The following is a 24,985-nucleotide window of genomic DNA, read 5'->3' as shown; positions in this document are numbered from 1 at the left end:
TCAGATGTCGAGCCGCATGCACGCGACATCGCGGTCTCTGTTCCCTCAAACGGAGCCTCTACTCCTCATAGAGAACGTTTACAGGCCTCCCTGCAACAAGGGCTTTCAGTGCGCGCTTGCCGCTTAGCCGAAACGTAGAATGGGTGACTTCAGTTCCGTCTGTGAATGCTTGACCTGGATTCTCTGGTACCGAGGCTGGAGGTACGCAATAGGCTACCTTGCGTACACCCCCAAATCTGATTTTGGCCCATTTCCCGCGAAACTTGATCATTCGAATCGCAGGATAGCACTCCGCTTTCGCCAACCGTGTAGCGCGACGAGCAGCATCCTGACCATTTCTTGCAGAAATGACCAAAACATTCTCCCATACATATAGGGGATGGTTTCCCTTGGGCTCGAATTCAAAATAAAGAACTACGCTTGCTGCAAACCATTCCTTCGCGGGAGTGTGTTTTGAGCGACTACTTTTTGAGGCTGCTCCAGATGCAGCCGATTGCTTTGCCATAGGCTTTTAGCTCCTGGGCTTCTTGGAAATCCTTGGCTGCTCTTGATTCCTCGATCATTCTTCTGAGAGCCTCGCATTCGTCCGGAATCTTGTTGTTTGACATGAATTCCTGCAAGGCACCCGGAATCCATGTGGCTTTTCGATTTCCCCTCCCTCCTTTGGCCATTTCGCAGATGTCGGCTTCAAATGAAGCGGTGGGTAGGTCAAAACACCGTTCAGCGTACTGGCCACAAGTACCGTCAGGGGTGCTATCGGCAAGGTCCGATGCCAAGAACAATGCTTCAAGGGGGGTTGTCGGAATGGCGGGAAGATCGGGGAGCAGCCACCTGACCAGAGGGATTGCATTGGAAAGGGGGTTCAATCCAGTGGCATCGGTATAATAGACAGGGTTATTTTGGGCATATGCGTAGCTCGCCAGGTTGGAACTGCGCATTGTCAGGCCTTGCATGTGCCCTGGTGTCTGCAGCATTGGCTCTGGCTGAAGGTACCTGCCGATACTCGGGTCGTAGAACCGGTTCCAGTTCTCGAACAGATCAGACTCCGAGTCGTGGTACTGGCCAGGGAAGCGCAGGGGCGTCCAGAAGGGCTGCGCCCCTGTCTGGTAACGCTGGTGCTCATAGGCCTTCATCACGACCCCGTAGTACTGGGTGGTCGCGTTGGAGGTGAACTCCACGGAGATGCTGCCGGTGGGAGGCTGAACCCAGGGCGTCCACACCGGTCCGCTGAGCTGGCCGCCCAGAGGATTGGTCAGGAACGTGGTGCCGGTCTTGAGGCGCACATAGTCCACCGGAGTGCCCGCATTGTCCTCGGTATCCACCATGCCGAACAGAACGCGCGTGCGGATGGACATATTGGGGTACAGCGGTGCGCCCACGGGCTGAGTGTAGGAGGCGATGGATTGATTGGTGAGATTGCTGGCGTACGGGTGGGCTGTGCCCTTCTCCAGCGTGAGGCGGTTGACGTGGCCGAAGGGATCATACTCCCCCAAGCCCGCCACTTTGCGTGACGAGTCGAGCATCACCACGGGCTTGCCGATGTGGTCGGTGACGGGGAAGTAGACACCGCAGAGCGCGGCCTCCCCATTGCGCGCGCAATCCGTCGAGGCGTCGGACTCACGTGACCAACTGGTGCTGAGCCGGCCGCGAATGATGCTCACGGGCCTGCCATCCAGCCAGATGTAATCATCCTCCACGCGGAAGCCGATGGGGGAGAGGGGGGTGTTGACGCCCTGATCCGTCAGGAGTTGGTGGCCTGAGTCATAGAAGAACTCGTCCATGACGCCGGAAGGGTAGACCTTGAGGCGTCTGCGGCCGAGGGCGTCATAGAAGTAGTTGTAGCTGGTGCCGTTGAGGACGATGGCCTTGAAGACGGAGTCAGTGGCCACCGTGTCGTCTGGGCCGTACGAGAAGCTGAGCCAGGGGCGGACCACCGTTTCGGAGTCCAGCTTGTTCAGCCGTTTCTCGGTGACACGGCCGTCCGCGTCGTAGGAGAAGGCTTCCACAAGACCGGTCTGGGTGGTGGAGTTGCGGCTCAAGAGGCGGTCAACGAGCGGGGCGGCTCCATAGGTATGGGTATGGAGGCTGGTGTTGTCGTAGTAGGTGTCCTTCCGGTTGCTGCGCCCGTCGTAGTCATATGTCCGGGCCTCGACGGGAGTGCCGGTCGCGTTCGGAGTGAAATCCGCGGATGTCAGTCGGAGTGCTTTGTCATAATTGAACGTCTCGGTGCGAGGGCTCGTTCCTCCCAGCACGCAAGTATGGTCCGTCGCGACCTGATCAGCTCTCCAGCGGTAGGTGCGCTGGTAGATATCGCCTGGATAGGTGCCAGGAGTGAATGCGCCGGTGGAGACGCGGAGGCTGCGCACCCGTCCCGACAGGTCGCTGGAGGCGGCGGAAGGCCCGGTGGAGGAGCAGAAGGCCGAGGGCACAGCGGCCGCATTGTCTCCCAGGGCATACTCGACGGCGCTGAGGTTGCTGGAGCCCAGGTGGTGCAGCTGGTAGCCGCGAAGCCCGGCATAGGGCTCCCAGGCGGCATGGCTCAGGATGCGCTGGGAAGTGCCCCAGGCAGTGCCATTGTGCAAGGTGACATCGATGGAATCTACCCGGTCCTTCGCGGCGCCGGGGCCGTACACATACGTGACAACCCGGCCGTGAGGGTAGGTGATTTGGGAGAGGTTGCCGTTGTCGGTGTATGCGTACAGGGTGTGAGGGTTGTTCTCGAGGCTGCCATTGCAGGTGGTGGTGCCTGCGCGGACGCGAATCTCGCCGGTGAGACGCCCTCGGGAGTCATATTGGAACCAGGTACGGCCAAAGGAGTCGACGCGATAGCGCATGTGCCCGCGGGTGTTGGAGGGCTGAGGGCAGGAGGCATCGGGAGCCTCATCCTGGTCGTAGCCGAAGCGGTAGAGGGTCTGCTGTCCAGCGGACGGAAGGGTGTAGACGCGGGTGGCGGACAGGAGTCGGCTCAAACCGTCATAGGTGTATGCCAGATACTCCCCGTTCCGGCGCATCTGCTCGGTCTCCTTGAGGCGGGTGTTGCCGGAGGCATCGTAGGCGTAGCGAATGGGGCCCTCCGCATGCGGGAGCTGGACCTCCACGACGCGGCCGAAGTCATCATAGGTGTATTGCGCCGCGGGCTGGGTGCAGCTTGAGCAGGCGGTGCTGGTGGTACAGCCGACCTTCACGCTGGTGACGTTGCCCTGCACGTCATAGCTCATGCAGGTGCGCTGGGCGGTGGTGGTGAACTCGTCGAGCTGGGTGAGCCGATTGGCCTTGTCGTAGACCAGGGAGTTGCAAACGGTTGAGGCAGGGACGCCCGAGGCGTTTGGCCCGTTGCAGAAGACGGGTGGATCATTAAAGGGATTGCCCTCGCCGATGAGGTTGTCGGCCCCATCGAACAGTCGGATGGAGGCATTGTTCCAGGTTACACCGCTTGGCTTCTCCCCGCGCTGTTGCCAGGTGGGACGGCCATGGGCGTCGGCGGCGTACTTGACGACCCGTCTTGCCTCCGCTCCGGAAGCGCCCCAGCTCAGATACCGCTCATCCTGGACAGTCCCGTCAGGCCAGGAGGTGTACGTGACCTTCTCCGTCCACGTCGCCCCGTCGGAGGACGACGCCTTCGCCTTCCACTGCAGCTTGTCCGTCAGCGTCCCGCCGGTACATGCGGCACCCGGGGTATCCTTGCGGTAGCAGAAGACCTCATAGTTGCCCTCGGGGAACCGGGTCCAGATGAGACGACCCTGGTCATAGCCGTACTGGGTCGCGGGCTGCGAGCCCACCGACTGAGAGATGAGCCGCTGGTCCTGGTATGTGGACTGGGTGGTCACGCCATTGTCATCGACGCTCTCGGTCACGTTTCCCCAGGCGTCATACTGGGTGAAGGTGACGACGTTCGGGGTGGAGATTGGAGAGGCGTACCGGGAGATGGACTTGAGCCTGTTGCGTCGGGAAGAGGACTCGGTGTCGGGCCAGTAGTGGTACTGGGTGAGGGGGTACTGGCTCGAGGCGCAGTCGGTGGCGCTCACGCCGGAGACGAAGCATGGGCCATGCACTTCGAGCGTGCGTCCCAACGGGTCGGGAGTGCTCTCCCCCGAGGCGATGCGAGAGGTGAAGAAGAAGGTTCCGATGAAGCGTCGCTCGGATGACCAGGTGCCAGAGATGTCATCGCGGATGCGAGTCCATCCGGACTGGATGATGGCCTTCATACGGGTGGTGCCGGGCTCGTAGATGGAGTCCGTACGGGCATATTGGCCACTGGGCCCGAGCAAGGTGTCCTGCTTCTCGGCGGCGAGGAGCTGTTCCCCATTGGGGCCATACGTGTATTCGTAGCGCTTCGTCTCCAGGGCGCCGGTGCCATTCTTGTCCGTGGCGCCGCGCTTGACGGCAATGCGCTCGAGAGGCGTGGTGGGCACACCGCCATCCTGGGCGTACTCGTAGACTTCCCAGTTGCCACGCTTGTCCTTCACGGCCTGCTCGTAGCCCGGCGAAGTCGGTGTGGTGCACGTCCACTCGTGGCGCACGGTACCGGGGGAGCACGCGAAGTTGTTCAGCCCGCAGCTGTCGGTCAGCTGGTAGAAGCGAGGCTCGAGTTGCTGGCCGAAGTTGGGCAGCGTCTCGAAGGCGCGGGTGAAGCCGGCGTCCGCGGCGGTGCCATCACCCTTGCCGGCCAGGAGATTCCGGCCCTTGCGGATGGTGGGAAGCCGTCCGCAGCAGTTGGAGCCGGACTGGCACGTCCCCACGGACACCACGGAGTCGAACTGCCAGGCCTCATCTCCGCCCTGGGCCAGCGCCACCGTCCCATTGGCTCCATACTCGTGCCGCACCGCGGTGCCGTTGCTGCCCGACTGCTGGTAGGCACCCCCGGTGTACTCGTACGTTTCCGAGCGGTCGGACCAGGTGGCGGACGCCAGGCGGCCTGGGCGCTCGGTGCTCCCATCGAGGGTATACGCATACGTCACGATGGGAACGGCACTGCCTCCATCCGAGGAGGTGGGCTGGAGTGAAACGCCGCCGATGACACACTCGACCTGAGTGTTGGCGTACGCCAGAGCGCGGTAGTCGAAGGAGAGCCGGGCCTCGGGGCTGGCCACCTCGGCCAGGTAGGGGACACCACTGCTGGTGCCCGAGGCCCCCGTCGGACACGAGAGGTTCGAGGGCTGCTGGTAGGTGAGGGTGGCGAGGGTGCGGCCCTCGGAGGAGAGGATGCGGCTGAGGAAGTAGTGGTCGACCCCCGCCGAGCTGGAGGCATAGGGAGCCTCGAAGATTAGGCGCTCTCCCTCCATGGTCACCAGGGTGAAGCCCGTGGAGGTGCGCACCAGCCGCTCGCGCACGCTCTTGTTGCCGTAGCCGGGCTCGGTCTGGCAGGGCGTGCCGGTGCAGGGATAGAAGCGCAGCAGGCGGCCGTCCCGGTCTCGCACACTCCAGCGGCTGCTGCTCACCGCGACGAAGCTGAGGTACTCGTGCCACCACTCGACGCCATCGGGTTGGGTGAGGCTGGCACCGAAGGGCTTGGGGGTGTTGAGCAGCGCGGCGTCATGGACCCACTCGACGGGGTTGGAGGTGTGCCTCCGCGTGAACTGCAGGGAGCCGATGGTACCTGGCACATCCACGTCCACGATGCGCTCGAAGCTGTTGCCCAGAGCCGTGTTCACCGGGTCGCCTGCCATCAGGGGATTGCACTGACAGTTCTCTCCCTTGCAGGAGACAGGTGTGCCTCCATCCGGTTCGGCGAACGGGCAGTCCTCATCCACCTGCCCATCGCAGTTGTCGTCGATCAGGTTGTCACACGTCTCGGGGTTCTCGAGCGGCTTGGGAGCGTTGCATTGGGTGCCGATGTCCGGAGAGCAGATGCCGCCCCCCGAGGGAAGGGAGGCGGTGGGATTGGCGCTCTTGTAGCCGCACGTGCCCACGGAGCAGGCGCCGGGGCCATTGCTGCAAGACGAGCCCACGCCATTCTGCCCCACCGTACAGGGGAAATTGGGGTCATTGGGGCAGGCATTGGCCTTGATCATCGCGGTGCCCTGAGAGGGCGAACAGGTGCCTGTGCTGTAGCAGCACTGGTAGAAGCCGGCGGGAGCATCAATTCCGATGGCCTGCGCGGAGCAAGACTGATTGGCCGCGCAGCACTTCGAGCAGAAGCTCTCACCGCCACAGGTGCAGGAGACGATCTTTCCATCCTGACAGAAGGAGATGGAGCCGGTGGAGGAGCAGGCACCCGGAGGTGAGTCGCCCGAGGACTCAGGTGACGGCAGCGAGCATACCTGAGCCTGGGCCTGGAGCAGTGGAGCGGTCAGCAACCCGAGGCCGAACAGAACGCTCGCCAGGGAGCGCAGCCAGGAGATTCCGGAGACGTGGCGCAAGAGGGACATGGCGCGGAGGACTCTCAGGGGTGTGACGGCTGCGATTGGGCGAGAGAGGGGGGAATGCAGACGTGCTCATGTGTGGAGGAGTAGAAGGACACACAACTCCAGTCCCGCGGGCATTCAGAGGAGGATTGGCAGCGCTGGCTGCAGACGTAGCCCTTGTTATGCTCGGGCCGCGTGTGAAGGCAGAGCCCCGAGAGGCAATTGCTGGCGCCGGACTGGGTGCAGTCATCTCCCAGCTTGCCCGTGGGCTGCGCGGCCTGCAGGGGCCGGTGCTCTGTCAGCACATCATCCTGGGCTCGAGGAGGAAGGGTGTGCTCGGGCGAATCCGTGCAGGCACAAAAGAAGAGGGCGAGAGCGCTGGCAACCCATCGCTTCGTCATCAGGACAGTCATTCCAAATCCTTGGCATCAGCACCCGCTCAGGCAGCCTCGGCGAGAGGTACATGCGCGGATGTCAGGATGCGCGGACCCGTAGCAGTAGCTGTGCCACGCTGCGCTGGTCCCCAAATATGGGTTTTCCCGAAGCTTCCCTCTGTGGCCCCCGATGTGAGGTGACAATTCTGGGCCACGGAGGTGACCGGTAGCGCACAAGGCATCAATTCGCCAGAGGCTAGGAAGGGCTTCGGCAGCCCTTGGGGTCATCGCTTCCGAATCGATTCCCCTCTTGCCAAGCGTTCATATCTCTCGAGCGTCCTACCCCATGACGCCTGTTCCAGACGCTCACCCGTTTCAAAATAGTGGCGGATCACCTCTCGGGCCTGCTGCAGGTCCACCACCGAATCCAGGGACAGAACCTGCTCCACTCCCCCAACGATGCACTCCGCCAGGTCCGAGGGTTTGGTGGCATCAACGAGGTGATGCTCCTCCTCCTCGCTCATGGTCCGAACCGACACATGGACGCCCATCGACTTCACGGGCACGACAATGAGGAACGTGTCATCGCCTGTCTCGCTGAGTCCCAGGGACAGGCTGCCGACACCGGAGCGCTCGAGCCGATCCAGCGCTTTGCTGACCGCGTCCCAGGTCCTGGCCAGCCTCTTCCCATCGAGCGCGGCGTATCTGACGAAGGCCATTTCATCGCTCCCACAGCGGAGTTGGCGCCGCACTCGCGGATCGCAGCGTCGCTGGAGGCCTCTCGGAGGCCCCTATCTGGGGATGACGGCGATGTACCCGTAGAAGTGATTCGTGAACTGAGCCTGCGTGACTCGAAGGGTCTTCTCCGAGCCATAGTCGATGTACTTGAACTCGACCATGCTTGCCTCGCTCTGGATCTCGGATGACAGCGTGATCCAGTGGCTGGCGGTGGAGTGATGGTGGTTGGGGTGCTTGGCCCTCTTGTCCTCTTCCTTTTTTCTCTCGTCAGCCGGGTAGAAGTCTTTGGCGTTGGCGGAGATCCGCTTGATTGAAGAGTTGATGAACAGGCTGATCATTCGTCCCTCTCTGAAGAGACGAGATGCGGTGAGCTGCGCTGTCCGGCTGTCTTTGTTCGGGGCGGTGGCCGCACCGTCGTCGGGCTCTTTCTGTGAGCCATCCACCAGCCGCATGGAGTGGGCATCCCTGGAAAGCTTGTCCTTCCCGTAGCCGAACATCCCGTACATCTCTTCGACGTCACCCGGAATGGCGGAGGACCGGAGGAAGTCGGCAAGGCCGCCATCGACGGGAGCTCTGAGTGGAAAGGCATGGCGCAGGGCGCCATGGAGGCCCGAACGGATGTTTGAGCGGATGCTCGAGAGGACGATCCAATCCAGCCACCGGAAGTCGTCGGGGCATTCGGACCAGGAATGAGGATCTGCCTTCGTGATGCGGGGAGGAACCTGGATGCTTCGGCTCCCTGGAGCATCGAACGTGGCTTTCCCTGACTTGTACAGGTCCATGGCGAAATGGACGAACTTGATGGGCTCGGTGAGGACGATGTTCTGAGCCACGCTGGCGGTCCCGCACAAGGAGGACCCTTTCATCTGGTTCCAGAACAGCCGTTGGCCCTCAGCCATGTTCGTGATGCGCTCGCGCCAGTTGTTGGCGTACTCCCCGAGGGAGCAGTGCTTCCAGACCGCCCGGTCTTGCGCCTTGTCCTGCCGCTCTCGCTGATCGATGAGCCGCAGCATCTCCTCCTGAAGGGGGGAGGTGCTCGTGTTCACTGCGGCCTTCTGCGACAGGCTTCGGCTCATGGCAGCACCCCCGGTGCAGAGAACATCGAACCAGAGTGTGAAGTGCGGAGTCTGGATGCGTCAAGAGCGCCGCCTGCCGCCTTGGTAGGCCCCAGGAGCAATCCCAGAACGAAGAGCGCGGTGAAGGTATGCCTGTCATACCAATTCGGTTCTTGGCCGCCGCCTCCGGCCCGCCCTGTCCTCTCGTTCCGCGCATGGCCGTAAATCCAGGACAAATCTGAATCCGTAGTTAACGGGTGTTGTTGGACAGGCCGGTGTCGGCGGCCATCACACCCGGCGTCATGCACGCGGGTTCCTGGAGGGGGATCCCCTATGAAGTGGAGTGGGTCTTTGCTGGCGGTGTCGCTGTATCTCGGGGCCTGGGCGGGGATGGGATGTGGTCCGACGGAGGCCCTGGAGGACGAGGCCTACGGGATGCGCATGGAGGGGATTGGCGCTCCTGTTCCGATGGATGCGGGGACCGTTACCCTGGATGCAGGGACGACAGTGGACGCAGGGACGACAGTGGACGCAGGGACGACAGTGGACGCTGGCACGCGAGTCGACGCCGGCAGCGGAGCGGATGCGGGCGATGCCGGGCCCTCGCCCGGTGACGGGGGTGTCGACGACGCGGGGATCCCCACGGTCTGCCCGGCTCCGACGAGCACCACGTCCGTCCTCAACGATTATGATCTCTCGTACTACCCCTGGACGGATGATCCGAATGCGCCGGTGGTGATTCCTCCGGCCGATCTCGAGTTCCCCTCGGTGGAGGAGGCCCTGCAGAGCCTGGGCGTCGATCCGCGCAAGCTCGTGAACGAGTACGGCGATACCTGCTTCAACATCCTGGACGACCAGGGCAATGCGCAGGTGGTGTGCCCGGATCCGGACAAGCTGCCGCTCTGGGACTTTGATCTGGTGGCTACCCAGGTGAAGACAGGGGAGACGCCAGCGAAGGCCCCGCCGGGTGGAAAGGGGCCGGGCGGCGGTGACGGTGGAGTGGGAGGCGGGGATGGGGGCGTGGGAGGTGGGGATGGAGGCACGCCGACCCAGAACTGCTGCCTCTGCACGTACCAGCGCGTGGCGGCGTGCCCGACCTTGGACCGCGATACCTGCGGCAAGACCAAGGACTGCACCTGGACAGACCGCGGCGTGTGCATCGGCCGCTTCGAAGAGGACTGCAACAAGTGGCGCACCCAGCAGGTGGCGGCTGGCTGGTGCACGCGCATGGCCATGGTTGCCGAACCCGTCACGGGCAATGAGTTCCCAGCGGGCACATGCAAGGCATTCCGCCTCCGGCGAGATGGACATTCCAACTACCCATCCGGGTGCACGGCGATCCAGAACGCGGTGAAGGTGTGCGTCAACTCTCAGCCCACCTGCACCCAGTTCGACGTGGACTACGACGGCTGCTGGACGTTCTCGGACATCGCTGGGGCCTACGGCTACATGCAGAAGATCGTCCCGACGCTGGGCGGCGATCAGTGCGTGAACGTCTCGGCGAACCAGTGTCTGGCGAGCGAGGGGTGCCAGACCCGTTACAACTTTACCATCACCAGCACGGGCGTCTGCACCCAGAAGCCCGGAGCCTGCAAGTTCGGCGACTTCTGCCACGGAGGCATCTCGAAGGCCTGCTACCCCAACGGCGATCACGGCAAGATCTCGATGTGCTCGACGGCGAATGGCATCAAGGCCCAGACGTGCTGCTGCTCGTCGGTTGATGCCAACGGCGTCCGGTCGGACTGCAAGTTCAAGGAAGGCCGCACCTGCGACTGAGCGGATGGACCGGGAAGGTGCCTTGAAGGCTCCAGAGGCAGTTCCTCATCGCCGTTGAGCGAGGCGCCCGCCCAGCCATGCGCAGGGCAGGGCGCTCGTGGCGAGGGCCAGCGGATACCAGGCGGGCCCGGCGCCCCACATCGCCACCGCACCGGCGATGCTCAGGCACAGGCCGATGCCCCCCAGCACCATCGCATGCCACAGGGGCCGGCTCGGCGCGAGCTTGGCAGTGAGGTAGCAGCCGGCCACGTCGTAGACGAAGCGGTAGGCGAAGGCGAAGAGGAACAGCGCATTTGACATGGGAGGAGCGTCCATGGGCGGGAACACTCCGGACAGGTGCATCACCCCGTCGGTCGCCGTCGTCACGGCGAAGATGGCGACCAGGCCCGCGAGCACGGCGCCCGTGCGGCGGAGCAGTTGACGCGGTGCGTGTGAGTGAGAGGGGGCGGAGGAGGACGGAAGGGTATCGGCGGTGACCATGGAATTCTCCGGGTTGAGGCGCCCTCATGGGCGCTTTCAACAGGGAGTCGGAGCCGCGGCGGCCGGATCGACATGGCCCATGACGATTTTTGGGGATCCCCAATACGATCGAGCGGCTATCACCCGCCGCACTCGCGGATCGCCGCGTCGCTGTCGAACGAACCCTGATTCCAAGCCTGTTGGAAGCAGCCGAGCGTCCCGGGCGTCGCCCTCCGGCACATGGCCACGGCGATGTCCAGCCAGTCGGACCGGATGGACAACACCCTCCTCACCTCGAGGAAGCACGAGGCGGTGTTGGGGGTAGCGCGGCTGCACAGGTTCTCGAGGGGCTGCTCCCAGGCGGACATGACGACGAGCGAGGGCTTCACGTCTTGCACGCAGCTCACCGTGCTGGGAGTGGGCTTCTTGCACAGGCGGGCCACGTAATCCTGGCGGTCGGACCATGACGAGGAGAACAGGGGGGTGGCTCCACTGATACACGCCGCTCTCGCGGCTGGATCGGTCTGGCCCTTGGGCTTCTCAGCCCAGGCCAGGGAGGACAGCAACAGCAGGGGGACGAACAGCACTCGGGGCGATGCAAGGGAAGAAGGGTTCATATGCAGAGCCAAACCCCCATCCGGGGCCGTGGTTAATCCTTGGAGGACAGGCCTGCACGGCGCGGGGGCGGGGATCCCTGCTTTTGAAGCATCCGCGTACGGAAGGATGGTGCTAGGTCACACCTCATGCAGCCACCTGTCGAGCTCCCCTCGGATTCACCCGGCGCCGTGCGTCGAGCTCGCGCCTGGATTCTCGAGCGCCTGCGCGCCGTGGACCGGCTCGGCGTGGACATCGGGGACTGGCCCGGAGACAAGCTGGCCACGCGCTTCAACGTGGTGCAGGTGCTGGTGTGGGCGGTGCTGGGCGGATACGTGCTCGTCACGACGGGGCACTTCACCTACGACCAGGCCTATTTCTACGAGTTGTCGGTGCGGACCATGGAGGCGCTTCGGCCGCCAGGCTACGGCCCCTTCGTGTCAGGGATCGCCCACAGTCCGCTGACGCCGGGCGGAATGCTGTACGTCGTCCTGGGTGTGCCTTTCCTCTTCGTGAAGGATCCTCGCTGGGGCATGGCGTGGCTGCACCTGCTGTCCGTGGTGGGGATGCTCCTGTTCGACGCGGCGCTGCGGCGGCTGGGCGCCAGGCCCGCCATGCGGATCGCCACCCTGCTCCTGATGGGCTGGTCCGCCGAGCACGCCCGAGCCACGGAGACGTTCTGGAACGGAGACCTCTTCGTCTTCACCACGCCGGTGCTGCTCTACCTCACGGCGCGCCTGGTGACCGAGGCGGCTCCGAAGTGGCTGGAGGCGCTGCTGTTCGGCCTCGTGGGCGCGGTGCTGGTGCACACGCACCTCTCGGGCGCGATGGCGATCTTCGTCTGCCTGGGAATCTGGTGGGTGAAGCGCCCCGAGACCTTCACACCAGGCCGTCTGGCGCTGGCCGCTGGAGTCCTGGCGCTCTGCTACGTGCCCTACTTCGTCGCGGAGTCCTGGGTCGGCTTCATCAATACGCACTGGCTCCGGGGCGCGGTCCCCTCGAGCGTGGGGCAGGCGGTTCCGTCCATGCTCCGCAGCCTGCTCGGGCCGATCGCTTACGCCACTCATGCGGAGAACCCCACGCAGCTGTGGCCGCCCTTCCTGCGGGGCTGGGTGGGTTGGATGATCGGGTTGAGCGGAGTGGGGGCCCTGGTGTTCGCGCTGCTGGGGCTCGCCATGCGCTTCCCACTCAAGCTGGCGGGAGTGGCGGTGTACGCGGGTGTGCCGGTCTTCTTCTGGCTCAATGGCCGCGAGTACTCCGATCATTACGTCCAGGCGGTGGTGCCGTTCTTCTGCCTCTGGGCGGGAGCCGGAGCAGGGTGGTTGCTCGCGGCTGGCGGGCTCCGACGCGTGCTGACGCTGGGGTACCTGGTGGCGTACTGCGGCGTGGGCGTTGCGTTGCTGATCATCGAGCTCCGCGAGCCCGTGCTGCACCCGGTCATGCCCTGGAACCGGATGAGCGTGGCGTATCAGGTGGAGCTGGTGCGCCAGCACCTGGCGCGAGGAGACGTGCCGCCCTCGGGATACTGGGACGAGAGCGCGTTCACTCGCGCCGTGGTGGCGAAGCGGCTGTTCGGGCGCGAGATGCGGTTCAACGTCTATGGCATGCAATGCACGACGGAGATCCGGCTGACGGGGTTGGAGCCACCCCCGACCCAGCTTCCACCCGGGACGGTCGTGATGACGCTGGCAGCCAACACTATCTTCCTGTGCCAGCGCCCCTGAGGAGAGGAGCCCGGCGCAAGCAGCAGAGCCGTTGCGCCGGGCCCATCGAAGTTACTTCCAGGTGTCGTTGAGCGTCGCCGTCCCGGAGGCGGGAGTTGTGTACGTGCGGTTGGAGCCGCTCTCCCAGACGACGTTCCCGCTGCCGTCCTTCTTGATGTACTTGTACTCGAAGGAGGTGGAGCCGGGCAGGCTCAGGGCCACGCCCCAGGTGGGGTAGTTGGCCGAGGAGAGCAGGATGGCCGAGGCGGTGTTCCAGCTCCCGAGCGCGGCGATGCTGCCCACGATGTAGATGTTCTGGCCGACCACGGTGCTGGCCGTCTCGTTGAAGGTGACGGTGGCGCCGGTGGAGCTCGTCGTGACGCTCAGCGCGGAGCTGGCCACCGAGAGGTTACCCACGGTGTCCTTCGCCTTCACGGTGTAGCTATAGGTTGTGCCCGCCGTGAGGCCGGTGTCGGTGTAGCTGTTCGTCGTGGGCGAGCCCACGAGCGTTCCGCCCCGGTACACGTTGTAGCCGGAGATGCCGCTCGGATCGGTGACGGCGTTCCAGGTGAGGGCCACGGAGGTGGCCGTCTTGGACGACACGGCGAGGCCCGTGGGCGCGGCGGGCGACGAGACATCCGAGGACGGAGCGCCCGCGGTGATGGTGCCGGCGTTGAACGTCTGAGTGCCTGCGGGGATGAAGTAGTTGAGCCCGCCGTTGTTGTCCCAGGTGCCGCTGCCGTTGTTGAAGTCGCACTCGAGCTGGGTGGCCGAGCCCAGGTTCACCGTGTACTTCGCATAACCGGCCACCTCCGCATCGGGCATGGCGACACCCGGCGCGGTGGTCCACGTGCCGCCCGCGGGGCGGTAGTGGATGTACGGAGTGGCGAAGCCCTTCTTGTAATAGACGGTGACGGAGTTGCCCGAGGTGGTGGTGACGCTCAAGGCACCGCTGGCGGGAGACGTGTTGCCCGCTACATCGCGCGCCTTCACGGTGTAGCTATAGGAGGTGTTCGCGGCCAGCCCGGTGTCCGTGTAGCTCGTCGAGGTGCTGGTGCCCACCTGCGTGGTGTCTCGGAAGATGAGGTAGCCCGTCACACCCACGTCATCCGTGGAGGCCGTCCACGAGAGCGTGACGGAGGAGGACGTCTTCGACGGAGAGGTGAGGTTGCTGGGAGCGGAGGGCGACGTCGAGTCCACCACCGGACCGCCTGCTGTGATGGTGCCGGCGTTGAAGGTGGAGATGCCGGTGGGGAAGAAGTAGTTGCTGCCGTTGTTGTTGTCCCAGGTGCCGCTGCCATTGTTGAAGTCGCACTCGAGCTGGGTAGCCGAGCCCAGGTTCACCGTGGACTTCGCATAGCCGCTCACCTCTGCATCGGGCATGGCGACACCCGGCGCGGTAGTCCACGTGCCGCCCGAGGGGCGATAGTGGATGTAAGGAGTGGCGAAGCCCTTCTTGTAATAGACGGTGGTGGTGTTGCCCGCGCCGGTGGTGACGCTCACGGAGGAGCTGGCCGCCGAGAGGTTGCCCGCCGCATCCGCCGCCTTCACGGTGTAGCTGTACGTGGTGCTCGGGGACAGCGAGCTGTCCGTGTAGCTCGTCCCCGTGGGCGCGGCGATTTGCGTGCCGTTCCGGTACAGGTAGTAGCCCGCGACGCCATAGTTGTCGGTGGCAGCCGTCCAGCTCAGCGTCGCGGAAGAGCTCGTCACCGCCGAGGCCGTCAGCCCGGTGGGAGCCGAGGGCGCGGTGGTGTCCGGAGCCAGGGTTGTGACGGAGAGCGCCGAGCTGGCTGCGGAGATGTTCCCGGCCGCATCCCGAGCCTTCACGGTGTAGCTGTACGAGGTGCTCGCGGTGAGGCCGCTGTCCGTGTAGCTCGCGGAGGTGCTGGTACCCACCTGCGTGCCATTGCGGAAGATGAGGTAGCCCGTCACGCCCACGTTGTCCGAGGCCGCGCTCCAGGAGAGCGTCACGGACTTGTCCGTCCGAATCGTCGCCGCCAGCCCCGTGGGAGCGGAGGGCGCCACGGTGTCCACCACGAGGAACGGATATGTGCCCTCGACGGAGCCGTTGATGTCCTCCACATACTTGCCGCCGCTCAGCGTGTACCGGCCGGCGCCGACATAGACGGATTGGATCTCGCTGCGGGTGACGTTGCCGCGGCTGTCGGTGGCCTCGATGTAGTAGTCGAGCAACTGGTCGCGGAAGTTGCCGAGGTAGACGTAGTAGAGGTCACCGATTTCCTGGGCAGGCACCTTGGCCATGACGGGCAGATAGGCGGGCTGCCAGGAGACACCGTTCATGACGGGCTTCAGGTCTCGCTTCGTGAGCGGGTAGTCCGCCCAGGCGCTGACGCGGGTGGTGTCGATGTTCGGCACGCCCGCGGCCTTGAGCGCGGCGGGGTCATACACCTTCGGGGTGTTGTCGGCCGGATCGATGCTCTTGTTGGTGTGCGTGCGGATGCGGACCTTGATGTTGGAGATGCCGTTCACGTCATAGGCATACGTGTAGATGGCGAACGCGTTGTTGAAGTGGTGGAGCGTCCAGCCCTCGGACTTGTCGGTGTTGGCGCTGCCGGGGTTGTAGGGCCAGCGCTGGGGCCACCACACGGAGGGGCCGGTGCGGTCCAGGGTGAGCCGGTCCTGCACGTACGGCTTGGAGAAGTAGAGCGACTGGTTGAAGGAGAGGCTGGGCTTGACGTTGTCGTCCTGATTCTCGTCGTAGTAGCCGAAGCCCGAGTCCATGGCTGGCAGCAGGAAGTACCACGCCAGCTCGGCGGGATTGGCGCCACCGGCCCAGTCGTTGCTCGCGTCCCCCTTCACGGGGAAGGACATCATCCACGGATTGAGCTGGTTGCCCGCGTAGGTCACCTGGCTGTCCACGGTGGTGGTGGGCTTCCAGTGGTTCGGGTGTCCATCGAGCCAGATCTGCTCGGCCGTCTTCGCGTAGTTGAGCGCGGCCTGGAGCAGGGCGAAGTTGCGCTCCAGGTAGTGCCAGCCGTGCTCGAAGGAGACCGTCATTCCCTCCTGGATGCCGCTGAGGTTCGTCTTCGGCGCGAGGTTGAGGCCGGTGGCGGAATTGAACGCGGGGAACTGGCCCTTCCAGATGCCGAAGGGCAGCTTCCAGTGGTGCCACTGCGGATCCGACGAGGAGTCGCGCGTGTCCACCCACGAGCCATCCTGCACGTGGACCACATCCGAGGAGACGGGCGTGTTGGAGGCGAGGTACTCGCTGATGCCCAGGCACTGCACGCCCGCGGTGCAGGTGACGCTGCGGCCGTTGTACCAGGTGTCCGCGGAGCCCGCGCGCCCGCCCGAGTTGTCACCGTCATGCGCGAGGACGAAGAACTGCTTCTGGGACACGAGCCCCTCGAAGCTCTGGAGGCCCACCACGTCCACGGTGGCCTGGCCCTCCCAGCCCTCGAGCCACGAGCCGTTCTGGTTCACGGGGATGCCGACGACGCGGGACTCGGTTCCGGTGGCCGGATCCACGTAGCGCACCCAGTGCGGCGTGGAGGCGAAGGGGTACTTGTTGCGGATGGTCTGTTGCTCGTGGGCCATCTGCGCGCTGACCCAGCTGCCGACGGTGCTGGTGTTCTGCAGGTCCGAGCGGTTGGGCGGAGACACCAGCGTGTCCGAGCCCGGATCGTTCAGGAAGGGGTAGTCCTTGAGCGTGCGGGAGAAGTGGTTGTCACCGATGACGGACCACTGGATGCCGAGCTTCGCCAGGGTGGGGATGAGGCGCTCGGAGAAGCCGAGCTCGGTGGGGAAGAAGCCCTTGGACGAGCGGAAGTCCGAGCTCAGGAAGTAGGGCTGCGCCAAGGTGGCGCTCTGGAAGATGAGATCCTTGAGGAAGTAGTCGGGGCCGACGAGCGGGCCCATCGAGTGGTGGCCGGTGAAGTGGATGAGATCCAGCGTCCGGTTGCCCGCGGGGGTGCGCAGGGTGTTGTAGCGGTCCCTCCAGGACGTACCCCACGCGGTGTTCGTGTAGCCGGGGACGTTCTGCAGCGTGTTGAGGTCCTGCACGTTGTTCACCACGGCGCCGGACATGGTGACGTGGATCTGCCCCGTGTTGGCGTTGGTGTTCATGTCCGACGCGACGGCCGGGGGCCAGTACAGGTACGCACCCGTCTTCGCGTCGTGCGCGTAGTAGGTGACCAGGTCGTCGTGCGGCATGGGCGCGCCCGACGGCAGGAAATAGGTGTAGTTGGCCGGCGGGCTCTTCTTCAGGTTGATGACCTGGCCGTCATACGTGTAGCGGATGGGGCTGCCCACGGGCGTGGATGCGTACTGAGTGACGTCGTAGTACGCCCAGAAGTTGGGCATGTGGTTGTGGTAGACGTGCGCGGCGGCAATCTGTCCCTGCGCGGATCCTGTGCGGAGCAGGAGTGCCACCAGAGTCAGCGCCAGACACTGCTTCAGTCGGAGCATGGGGGAGTCCTTTGTGGGGGATGGCCCGGGACATACTCCGAGATGGATTGGAATTTCACGTAGAGAGGGATTGACCCGCCGCGTCACGCGAGCCGGGAGGGAGGCAGAAGGTTGATATGCATGTCCTGGCTGAAGGCTTCTTCGCTCGGCACCCGGAGTTGTCGCTCTCGGCGCTGGGCGCAGCCGCCAACGAGGAGGCGCTGGACCTGAAGCCCGCGGGTGTCCCCGTGAAGTTCCTCGGGGCGGAGCACCACGTGGAGCTGGTGAAGCAGTATCGGGAGCTGAACCAGCTCGCGTTCCAGGCCATTGGCGTGCCGAGTTGGGTGTTGTCGGATCTCTACCTGCTGCCCGGAGCCATCGGGCTGCTGCGCTGTCCGGCGAGGATGCTCGATGACAAGGCGCGCGAGAAGTTGGGGCTCGCGGACGAGGCGCTGGCCATCGGGGCGGCCTACTACGCGGCGCCTTCGGTGGTGCCAGGGCGCTTCATCGGAGTCTCGATGATGAGCTTCGTGCGAGGCATTCGCGCGGGCTCGTGGGTGAAGATGCTCACCTTGAGGATGCTGCGCGCTCAGCGCCTGCGAGGTGTGGCGCAGTGGAACAACCCGAGCGTGCGGGTCCACACGCGCCTGGGGCCACTCCGGCTGGTGGGCGCCGTGCCGGGTGACCATGACTACGCGGATCGCAGCTTCCTCTATGAGACGGAACTCGTGGACGAGGTGCGCCAGGTGGCTGCGATGGAGCGCCAGCTCCACCTGCCATCGACGCTCCAGGTGGCCGTGGACGACACAGAGGCGTTGACGGCCCTGCTGCGCCGCGCGGAGGAGGGGGAGCAGCTGTACATCGTCCCGCCTGGAGTGGAGGCGGGACGCCTGCTGATCCACGAGGGGCCGCTGCCAGAGGGGAGGGCCCCCTCGCCCTGAGCGCTCCTACGGCGCGTGGGATGAGGGAGCCTCGCGGTCCAGCTCCAACGCGAGTTGGAGCGCGGCCTTGCCGGCTCCGACGATGGGCTCGCCGTGGGCGAAGCAGAGGGTGTCCACGGGCAGGTGCTCGAGCACGCGCTGGACGCTCATACGGGTCCTCTGGGGATCATCCTGGTATTCGCTGGGGACGAACTCAGGGCGGCCGCGGCCCTCGTGGGTGAGCAAGTCCGAGAGGAAGACGACGCCGCGCGGGTGCTGCTGCAGCCAGAGCGTGAACATGACGTTCGCGGGGCCGGGCGTATGGAGCGCGCTCAGGCCCGCGGGCAGGGCGTCCCCGCTGGTGTAGAAGTTGTCCGGCTCCTCCTCGAGCCCGTGAGCGTTCTCGGGAGCCCAGACGGGGACATTGAAGAGCTTGCGGAAGCGCCAGGCCGAGCGCTGGTGGTTGCCCGCGGTGAGGACGATGGCTGTGAGGGTGCCGAGCGGACGCAGCAGCTTCTCGTCGATGGGGAGCGGATCGACGAGGACGACAGCGCCATCCCGGTCGACGACGGCATAGGCATCGCTGCGCGCACCACCGATGCGGTCGTCTCGGACGTGCCAGTTGTAGACGCCAGGGACCACTTCCTCGAGGTGCTTGGCTCTCGCCTTGGGCTCACTCATGCGAGGAAAGCTAGGCACTTTCGTCCAATCCGGTCGCCCGGGCCTGCCTCCTCCCTCGCTCCCCGAACGGGCAGGCCCGCTACCGAGAGGGGGCACGGGCGCGGCGGGCTCCCATCTTCTGAGGGAGTCGCTGGGGGAGAGACATGCGCTGGGGCCCGACCATGCAGCCACTCGTGCTCTATAACGGAGCTTGCGGCTTCTGCCGGAAGTGGGTCCGGCGGTGGGAAGTGCGAACCGCGGGGCGAGTCCGCTTTCGTCCCGCCGGGCCGCTGTTGCTCAGGCTCTTGGGAATCTCTGCCCAGGAGATGAAGCGCGGCATGCAGCTCATCGAGCCCACGGGGAGGCGTTCCCAGGGAGCCGAGGCCGCCTTTCGCGTGCTCCGCCACTCCCCTCGGTTCGGCACACGGCTCGTCGCGGGGCTCGGGTTGCTCCCGGGCCTTCGGGCCGTGGCCCGAGGGGTGTATCGCCTCATCGCGAGCCATCGCTCCTCGGCGGGGCGTGTGGATCGCCTCCTCTTCGGTCGGCGGTATGTGGGGCCTCCCGAGCACCGCATGGTGCGCTGGGTGTTCATGCGGCTGTTGGGAGGAACCTTCCTCATCGCGTTCACGTCGCTGGGAAGGCAGGTGTTGGGGTTGTACGGCTCGCGAGGCATCAGCCCGATGCGCGAGCTGTTGAACCCGGAGCGCTGGGAGGACATGGGGCCGCGGCGCTTTCACCTCATCCCCTCGGTGTTCTGGCTGGGCGCGTCCGACAAGGCGCTGGTGCGGGGCTGTCGTGTCGGGCAGCTGCTGTCGCTGGTGCTGATGTTCAACGTGGCTCCGCGGCTCACCACGGCGTTGCTCTGGGGCCTGTACCTCTCCTATTCCTCGGCGGGTCGAGAGTTCCTGTCCTTCCAATGGGATGTGCTGCTGCTGGAGATGGGGCTGCTCGGCGTGCTGACGGCGCCCTCGGGGTTGCGGCCTGGGCTGGGGCGCGAGGACGCCTCGGCGATGGACGTGGCGCTCTTCCGGATGCTCGTCTTCCGCCTCTACCTGGGCTCGGGGTTGAGCAAGCTCCAGTCGGGTGACCGGACCTGGCGCGAGCTGACGGCGCTTCGCCACTACTACGAGACGGCACCGATCCCCACGCGAGGAGGCTGGTATGTCCACCACCTTCCGCTGCGAGCGCAGAAGCTGTCCACGGCCGCGACGCTGGCGCTGGAGACGGCGCTGCCCTTCCTCGTCTTCGCGCCGAGGCGGCCCCGTCAGCTCGCCTTCGCGCTCTTCAGCGTGCTGCAGGCGGCCATTGCGGCCACGGGCAACTACGGCTTCTTCAACGTGCAGGCGCTCGTGCTGGGCGTCTGGCTGCTGGACGATGAGGCCCTGTCGCGCGTGCTGCCCTGGGGGCCGGCGGAGCCTGTCCGTCAGCGGCCCCTCTGGCGCACCCTGGTGGGGAGCGTGGCCGCCGCGCCAGCCCTGGCACTTGGGGCGAGTGAGCTGCTGTCTCGCTTCGAGCGGCCGCGCAGGAAGCCGCGCAGCCTGGAGCGCCTGGAGATGGGGGCTCGTCCGTTCCGCTCGGTGAATCCCTATGGCCTCTTCAGCGTGATGACGGTGCGCCGCCCGGAAATCTCCATCGAGGGCTCGGACGACGGCGAGCAGTGGCGCGAGTACGTGTTCCGCTACAAGGTGTCGCGGCTGGATGAGGCTCCGCGGCAGGTGGCGCCGCACCAGCCGCGCCTGGACTGGCAGATGTGGTTCGCCGCGCTGGGCTCTCCGCCGAACTGGTTCCTGTCGCTGCTGGTGAGGCTGCTGGAGGGCTCGCCGCAGGTGTTGGCGCTGTTGAAGGAAAACCCCTTCCCGGGGCACCCTCCTCGGTACATGCGCGCGTTGCTGTACGACTACCGGATGACGGACCTCGACACGCGGCGGCGCACGGGGGCGTGGTGGACGCGCGAGCGATTGGGGCTCTACGTGCCTCTCATCGCCCTGGGGAGGAGCGCCGACTCGCGGCGAGGCCCCCTGCTCGAGTGGAGCGTCGACGCGTGAGGCCTCGGGCCCGAACCCCTGTGCTGTGGTGTTCGGGCCCTTGAGGCCGGGTGCTACTTCGTGCCCTGGGCGGGCTTCGGAGGCGCCGGCGCCTTCGCAGGCTTCTTCGGCTTCTTGCCGGGCTTCTCCGCGGACTCGTTGGGGCAGCGCCGCTCGCCTGGAGCGGGGGGCGGGAGGATGGTGAACTCGACGCGCCGGTTGAGGGCTCGGCCCATCGAGGTGTCGTTCTCCTCCACCGGGCGGGACAACCCGAAGCCCTCGGAGCATAGGCGCTCTGGCTTAACGCCACTCTCCTCCAGGTAGGTGCGCACGCTGGCCGCGCGACGATTCGACAGATCGAGGTTGTACTCATCGCTCGCCCGTGAATCGGTGTGGCCCTCGATCAGGATGCGTTGGATCTCCGGGTGGGCCTTCAGCGTCTGGGAGACCTCATCCAGGACGGGGAAGGACCCGGGGAGGATGTCGTCCTGGTCGGTGGCGAAGTTCACCGGCTCCATGATGATGATCTTGTTGCCCTGGATATGCGCCAGCGGGCAGCCGTCCGGCCTGCCAGGGGGACCGGCCACCTGCGGGCAGCGATCGACGTTGTCCTCGATACCATCGCGATCCGCGTCGCGGATGGGGCAGCCACCCCGCTCGACCAGACCTGGCTCCGAGGGGCACGCATCCTTGTCGTCGGTGACGCCATCGTTATCACCATCGCGCAGGGGGCAGCCGAGGCGGTCCTCGGGACCGGGTTCGTTGGGGCAGCTGTCCTTGTTGTCGAGGATGCCGTCGCCATCCGAGTCGGCGGGAGGCTCCTTGAACCGCTCGATGGCCTCCCACTCGGACGTCTTCGCGGGCACCCAGACGAGGGAGGTGAAGAAGCGGAGCGTGGGTGCCTCGAGCGAGCATCCGCAGCCGCCGCCGGCGCCCACGGTGAAGGTGAGGCCGGTGGAGCTGTACCAGCGCAGGCCGAAGAGCAGCTCGGCGGGGATGTCGCGTGCCTGCTCGGGCAGCTTGTCGAGGCTGACGGCGCCATGGAGCATGCCGACGGCGGTGATGCCCGAGCCGCGGATGATGGGGATCTCGGTGGCGATTCCGAAGGGGGCCATGTCGCCCACCTGGATGCCATTGAAGATGCGGTCCGGACGGTTCCAGAGGCCCACGGTGCCGGACAGGAGGATGCCGCGGACGAAGCGGTAGTCCACGATGAGGCCGGGCGTATAGGTGAGCGCTCCATCGCTGGCGAACGCATTCTGGTCTCCGGTGGGGAGGCTGAGCCCGAGGGTGAGGGCGGCGCCCAGGCCGGAGCCCTCGGCGGGGCGTCGCAGGCCGGGGATGGCGAACTTGCCGGTGAGGCGCAGGTCTCCGAGCACGTAACCCTGGACGGCGCCTTCGGAGCCGATGGACTCGAGGTTGTCGCCTGTCTGCGCGAGCACCAGGGGCATGTCCACGCCGAGCTCGGCCCAGTCGAAGACACCGACGGTGGCCATGGCATCGAGCTGGAGGCGGCTGCCGATGATGCTCGCGGCCTTGTTGGAGTCACCTTCGTCCTTCTTGTTCACGAGGATCAGGGGATCGATCGAGAAGTTGAAGAAGAAGCCGCCGGAGGCGGACATGTGAGCGAGGGGCCGGGACTGGCCGACCATGACCAGGTCCTGGGGCGCGCCGGACGGCCGGAAGAGCTGGGCGTCGAAGCGAGCCTCCTGCGCGAGAGCGGGGAGGGTGGCGAGGCCCAGCACGAGGGTGAGGGCCGTCAGGAAGGCGCGCTTCATAGGGCCCGGCGGGAGTACATGAAGAGGAATCCTACCAGCAGGAGGGCGATGAAGGCGCCGGTACCGGTGGAGGTGAGGTCTTGGGTGGTCGTCTCGCAGCAGAACGAGCCACCTTGAGGGGTGGTGCCGGGTTTGCGGCGGCCCCGTTCGCACTCCTGGGTGGCGGTGGAGCAGTACTCGACGCCGAGGCAGTCTCCGCTGTCCTCACACTTCGTGGTGCAGGTGCCGTTGCTGGTGTCACAGGAGCCACCGCAGGGGCAGTGGGCATCGGCGAAGCACTCGACGCAGGAGGAGCCGTTGCAGACCTTGTCCTGCTCGGCGCAGTTCTCCTCGCAGCCGGTGGAGTTGACGCAGGTGAAGGTGGCGGGGTTGCACTGGCCGCCGGGGCAGTCGGAGTCATTGCGGCACTGCACGCAGGAGCTGCTGGCGGTGGTGCCGGTGGTGAGACAGAAGGGGGCTTGCTTGTCGCAGGCTTCGCAGCGAGCGCCGCAGTGACGGTCGGTGGTGCAGGAGGAGCACTCGCCGCTGATGCAGAACTCGCCGGCGGCGCACTCGAGGTCATTGCGGCAGGCGACGCAGACCTGGCCATCGAGGCAGATGGGGCGGTCGGAGGGGCACTTCACGCACTGGGTGCCGCAGCGCTCGGAGGTGTTGCACTCGGGGATGGAGTCGACGCAGCGGCCGTTGGCGCTGTCGCACTTCTTGCCATCGGTGCACTGGCTATCGGTGACGCACTCGACGCAGGCGGGGTTGGCGCCGGGAGCGGATGCGGCGCACTGGGTGCCGTCGGGACAGCAGTTGCAGGAGTTGCCGGCACAGCTCTCATTGGTGGAGCAGGTGACGCACTGGTGATCGGAGCAGGTTTTGCCACGGTCGCATTCGGAGTTGTCGTTGCACTCCCTGCACTGTTTGATTTCAGGAGCGCAGACCTCGTCGGGAGGACAGTCTTCGTCCCGGTTGCACTCGACACAGGTATAGTTGAGCTTGTCGCAGACCTGCCCGTTGGGACAGGCGCTGTCCACGAGACAGCCGGTGCAGGTATGGGTGTTCGTGTCACAGCGACGGCCTCCACACTGGGAATCGTTCTCGCACTCGACGCAGGTGTAAGTGCCGTTGACGTTGACGCAGTTGGGAGTGCTCAATCCGCAGGGAGAGCAACTCAGGCCACAGACTCGGGCCGTGTCACAGGGCGCGCAAAGGGCGGCACCATTGCAGTAATAACCCGAGTTTACACCGCAACCACCAGACTCAATAGGCCCACCATTACCTGGAGCATTCGCGTATGCGCGCTTGCATTGAAGGCATTCATAGGCAGTGGAGGGTGGAGTGGTGGGCGGGCTTCCAGCAGGGTGTCCGTTCTCCGTTTGGAAGAACTGATTGGGGGAGACAAGCACGAAACCGGAGGTTTTCAGGTTGGGTGCAGTGGGGTCTCTCGTGGGTGTTTCGAAGTCAATGAAGGGACCATCAAACAGACTCATCTCGTTGATGGCGAATGTTGATCCCTGAGCGTAAAGAATTTCGACTGGGTAGAGGCCACCCTTCAGGAACTTCACGGTATTTGTACTGCGCCATGTGTCTTCAAAGCGTCCGGGCGTTCGAAGGATGACCTGATACTGATTGTTGGTTTGGTCAAAGATGATGAAACTCACTGCGTCATCGACATAAAAGCCGAAATGCAGATCCTTGTTCACCATTCCAGGTGTGACATTGAGGTAGCCACGAAAACGCGACCCAAAAAACGAGGTTGGGGTGGGTGGCGTTGCATTGGGGTAGAAAGTGCATCCAAAGCTGGGACACTCCGCTGTCGGCATGGCATTGGTAAAATCGCCTTGGCTCGTATCGTTGCCACTCACCACGCCATTGGAGAGGTCGAAGAACGTTTTCAGAACGTAATAATGGAACGGGCTATACGCGGGTGGGCGTTCCATCAAGTCGTTCACTGCGCCGTTGAAGGCCGTGGTGCTCTCCGGGAACTCGTTGTTTGGGTCCGGTGAGACACGATTCTTGACGCAAAGGCCTATGCCGAGTTCGGCCGGTGACGGTGATGGCGCCACCGGGTCTCCGTTCACGACGATTGCAGGCAGTTTGTCCGCCCACGCAGTACTCGCGAGGCACACCAGTAGCAGGGGCAGCGCCAGGGCGCTTCTAAAAGG

At 65.1% G+C, this 24,985-nt stretch carries 13 protein-coding genes; 4 read left to right on the top strand and 9 right to left on the bottom strand.

The genetic code is table 11. The annotated features are described in order from the left end of the window. Positions 1-461: 461 nt before the first annotated feature. The 3 genes from KY501_RS09980 to KY501_RS09970 form a co-directional block, all read right to left on the bottom strand. A complete protein-coding gene (locus KY501_RS09980; RefSeq protein WP_224362470.1) occupies positions 462-6,368 on the bottom strand; it encodes an RHS repeat-associated core domain-containing protein in 5,907 nt (1,968 codons plus the stop codon). Between the two features lie 634 nt (positions 6,369-7,002). Next, positions 7,003-7,437 carry an Imm1 family immunity protein gene (locus KY501_RS09975; RefSeq protein WP_224362466.1) on the bottom strand — a complete coding sequence of 145 codons (435 nt, stop codon included), beginning with the start codon at positions 7,435-7,437 and terminating at the stop codon, positions 7,003-7,005. A gap of 72 nt (positions 7,438-7,509) precedes the next feature. Next, positions 7,510-8,532 carry a hypothetical protein gene (locus KY501_RS09970; RefSeq protein ID WP_224362465.1) on the bottom strand — a complete coding sequence of 341 codons (1,023 nt, stop codon included), beginning with the start codon at positions 8,530-8,532 and terminating at the stop codon, positions 7,510-7,512. A gap of 312 nt (positions 8,533-8,844) precedes the next feature. Between KY501_RS09970 and KY501_RS09965 the strand changes: the two genes are divergently transcribed. Then, positions 8,845-10,287 carry a hypothetical protein gene (locus tag KY501_RS09965; protein WP_224362464.1) on the top strand — a complete coding sequence of 481 codons (1,443 nt, stop codon included), beginning with the start codon at positions 8,845-8,847 and terminating at the stop codon, positions 10,285-10,287. 45 nt (positions 10,288-10,332) lie between these two features. Here KY501_RS09965 and KY501_RS09960 read toward each other — a convergent pair whose 3' ends face one another. Both KY501_RS09960 and KY501_RS09955 read right to left on the bottom strand, forming a co-directional pair. Continuing rightward, on the bottom strand, positions 10,333-10,767 hold the full coding sequence (locus KY501_RS09960; RefSeq protein ID WP_224362463.1) for a hypothetical protein: 435 nt from the start codon (positions 10,765-10,767) through the stop codon (positions 10,333-10,335). Between the two features lie 119 nt (positions 10,768-10,886). Then, on the bottom strand, positions 10,887-11,363 hold the full coding sequence (locus KY501_RS09955; protein ID WP_224362462.1) for a hypothetical protein: 477 nt from the start codon (positions 11,361-11,363) through the stop codon (positions 10,887-10,889). A 168-nt stretch (positions 11,364-11,531) separates the two neighbouring features. Here KY501_RS09955 and KY501_RS09950 point away from each other — a divergent pair, with 168 nt between their 5' ends. After that, on the top strand, positions 11,532-13,064 hold the full coding sequence (locus tag KY501_RS09950; RefSeq protein WP_224362461.1) for a hypothetical protein: 1,533 nt from the start codon (positions 11,532-11,534) through the stop codon (positions 13,062-13,064). Between the two features lie 51 nt (positions 13,065-13,115). On the opposite strand, the gene KY501_RS09945 is transcribed toward KY501_RS09950, so the two are convergent. Beyond that, positions 13,116-17,471, bottom strand: a complete 4,356-nt coding sequence (locus tag KY501_RS09945; RefSeq protein WP_224362460.1) for a carbohydrate binding domain-containing protein — start codon at positions 17,469-17,471, stop codon at positions 13,116-13,118. A 116-nt stretch (positions 17,472-17,587) separates the two neighbouring features. On the opposite strand from KY501_RS09945, the gene KY501_RS09940 reads away from it, so the two are divergent. After that, complete coding sequence (locus KY501_RS09940) at positions 17,588-18,391, top strand: hypothetical protein (RefSeq protein WP_224362459.1); 804 nt, start codon at positions 17,588-17,590, stop codon at positions 18,389-18,391. 6 nt (positions 18,392-18,397) lie between these two features. Here the strand turns inward: KY501_RS09940 and KY501_RS09935 are convergent, their stop codons facing one another. Continuing rightward, on the bottom strand, positions 18,398-19,051 hold the full coding sequence (locus KY501_RS09935; RefSeq protein ID WP_224362458.1) for an MBL fold metallo-hydrolase: 654 nt from the start codon (positions 19,049-19,051) through the stop codon (positions 18,398-18,400). Positions 19,052-19,194: 143 nt separating this feature from the next. On the opposite strand from KY501_RS09935, the gene KY501_RS09930 reads away from it, so the two are divergent. Then, entirely contained in the window at positions 19,195-21,075 is a 1,881-nt protein-coding gene (locus tag KY501_RS09930) for a lipase maturation factor family protein (protein ID WP_224362457.1), read from the top strand. A gap of 53 nt (positions 21,076-21,128) precedes the next feature. On the opposite strand, the gene KY501_RS09925 is transcribed toward KY501_RS09930, so the two are convergent. Both KY501_RS09925 and traA read right to left on the bottom strand, forming a co-directional pair. Next, on the bottom strand, positions 21,129-22,832 hold the full coding sequence (locus KY501_RS09925; RefSeq protein WP_224362456.1) for an OmpA family protein: 1,704 nt from the start codon (positions 22,830-22,832) through the stop codon (positions 21,129-21,131). After that, a complete protein-coding gene (gene traA / locus KY501_RS09920) occupies positions 22,829-24,901 on the bottom strand; it encodes an outer membrane exchange protein TraA (protein WP_224362455.1) in 2,073 nt (690 codons plus the stop codon). Before traA ends, KY501_RS09925 begins: the two co-directional genes overlap by 4 nt. Positions 24,902-24,985: the final 84 nt, after the last annotated feature.

Origin of the sequence: Hyalangium versicolor (assembly GCF_020103695.1) — a bacterium.
Taxonomy (GTDB): domain Bacteria; phylum Myxococcota; class Myxococcia; order Myxococcales; family Myxococcaceae; genus Hyalangium; species Hyalangium versicolor.
This window is presented reverse-complemented; position numbering and strand designations above follow the sequence as displayed.

What these genes read in the sequence shown, in the direction of transcription:
- KY501_RS09980 (WP_224362470.1), bottom strand. Translation starts at nt 6,368, where the DNA reads ATGTCCCTCTTGCGCCACGTCTCCGGAATCTCCTGGCTGCGCTCCCTG.
- KY501_RS09935 (WP_224362458.1), bottom strand. Translation starts at nt 19,051, where the DNA reads ATGAGTGAGCCCAAGGCGAGAGCCAAGCACCTCGAGGAAGTGGTCCCT.
- KY501_RS09955 (WP_224362462.1), bottom strand. Translation starts at nt 11,363, where the DNA reads ATGAACCCTTCTTCCCTTGCATCGCCCCGAGTGCTGTTCGTCCCCCTG.
- KY501_RS09930 (WP_224362457.1), top strand. Translation starts at nt 19,195, where the DNA reads ATGCGCTGGGGCCCGACCATGCAGCCACTCGTGCTCTATAACGGAGCT.
- KY501_RS09945 (WP_224362460.1), bottom strand. Translation starts at nt 17,471, where the DNA reads ATGCTCCGACTGAAGCAGTGTCTGGCGCTGACTCTGGTGGCACTCCTG.
- KY501_RS09925 (WP_224362456.1), bottom strand. Translation starts at nt 22,832, where the DNA reads ATGAAGCGCGCCTTCCTGACGGCCCTCACCCTCGTGCTGGGCCTCGCC.
- KY501_RS09975 (WP_224362466.1), bottom strand. Translation starts at nt 7,437, where the DNA reads ATGGCCTTCGTCAGATACGCCGCGCTCGATGGGAAGAGGCTGGCCAGG.
- KY501_RS09970 (WP_224362465.1), bottom strand. Translation starts at nt 8,532, where the DNA reads ATGAGCCGAAGCCTGTCGCAGAAGGCCGCAGTGAACACGAGCACCTCC.
- KY501_RS09960 (WP_224362463.1), bottom strand. Translation starts at nt 10,767, where the DNA reads ATGGTCACCGCCGATACCCTTCCGTCCTCCTCCGCCCCCTCTCACTCA.
- KY501_RS09965 (WP_224362464.1), top strand. Translation starts at nt 8,845, where the DNA reads ATGAAGTGGAGTGGGTCTTTGCTGGCGGTGTCGCTGTATCTCGGGGCC.
- KY501_RS09940 (WP_224362459.1), top strand. Translation starts at nt 17,588, where the DNA reads ATGCATGTCCTGGCTGAAGGCTTCTTCGCTCGGCACCCGGAGTTGTCG.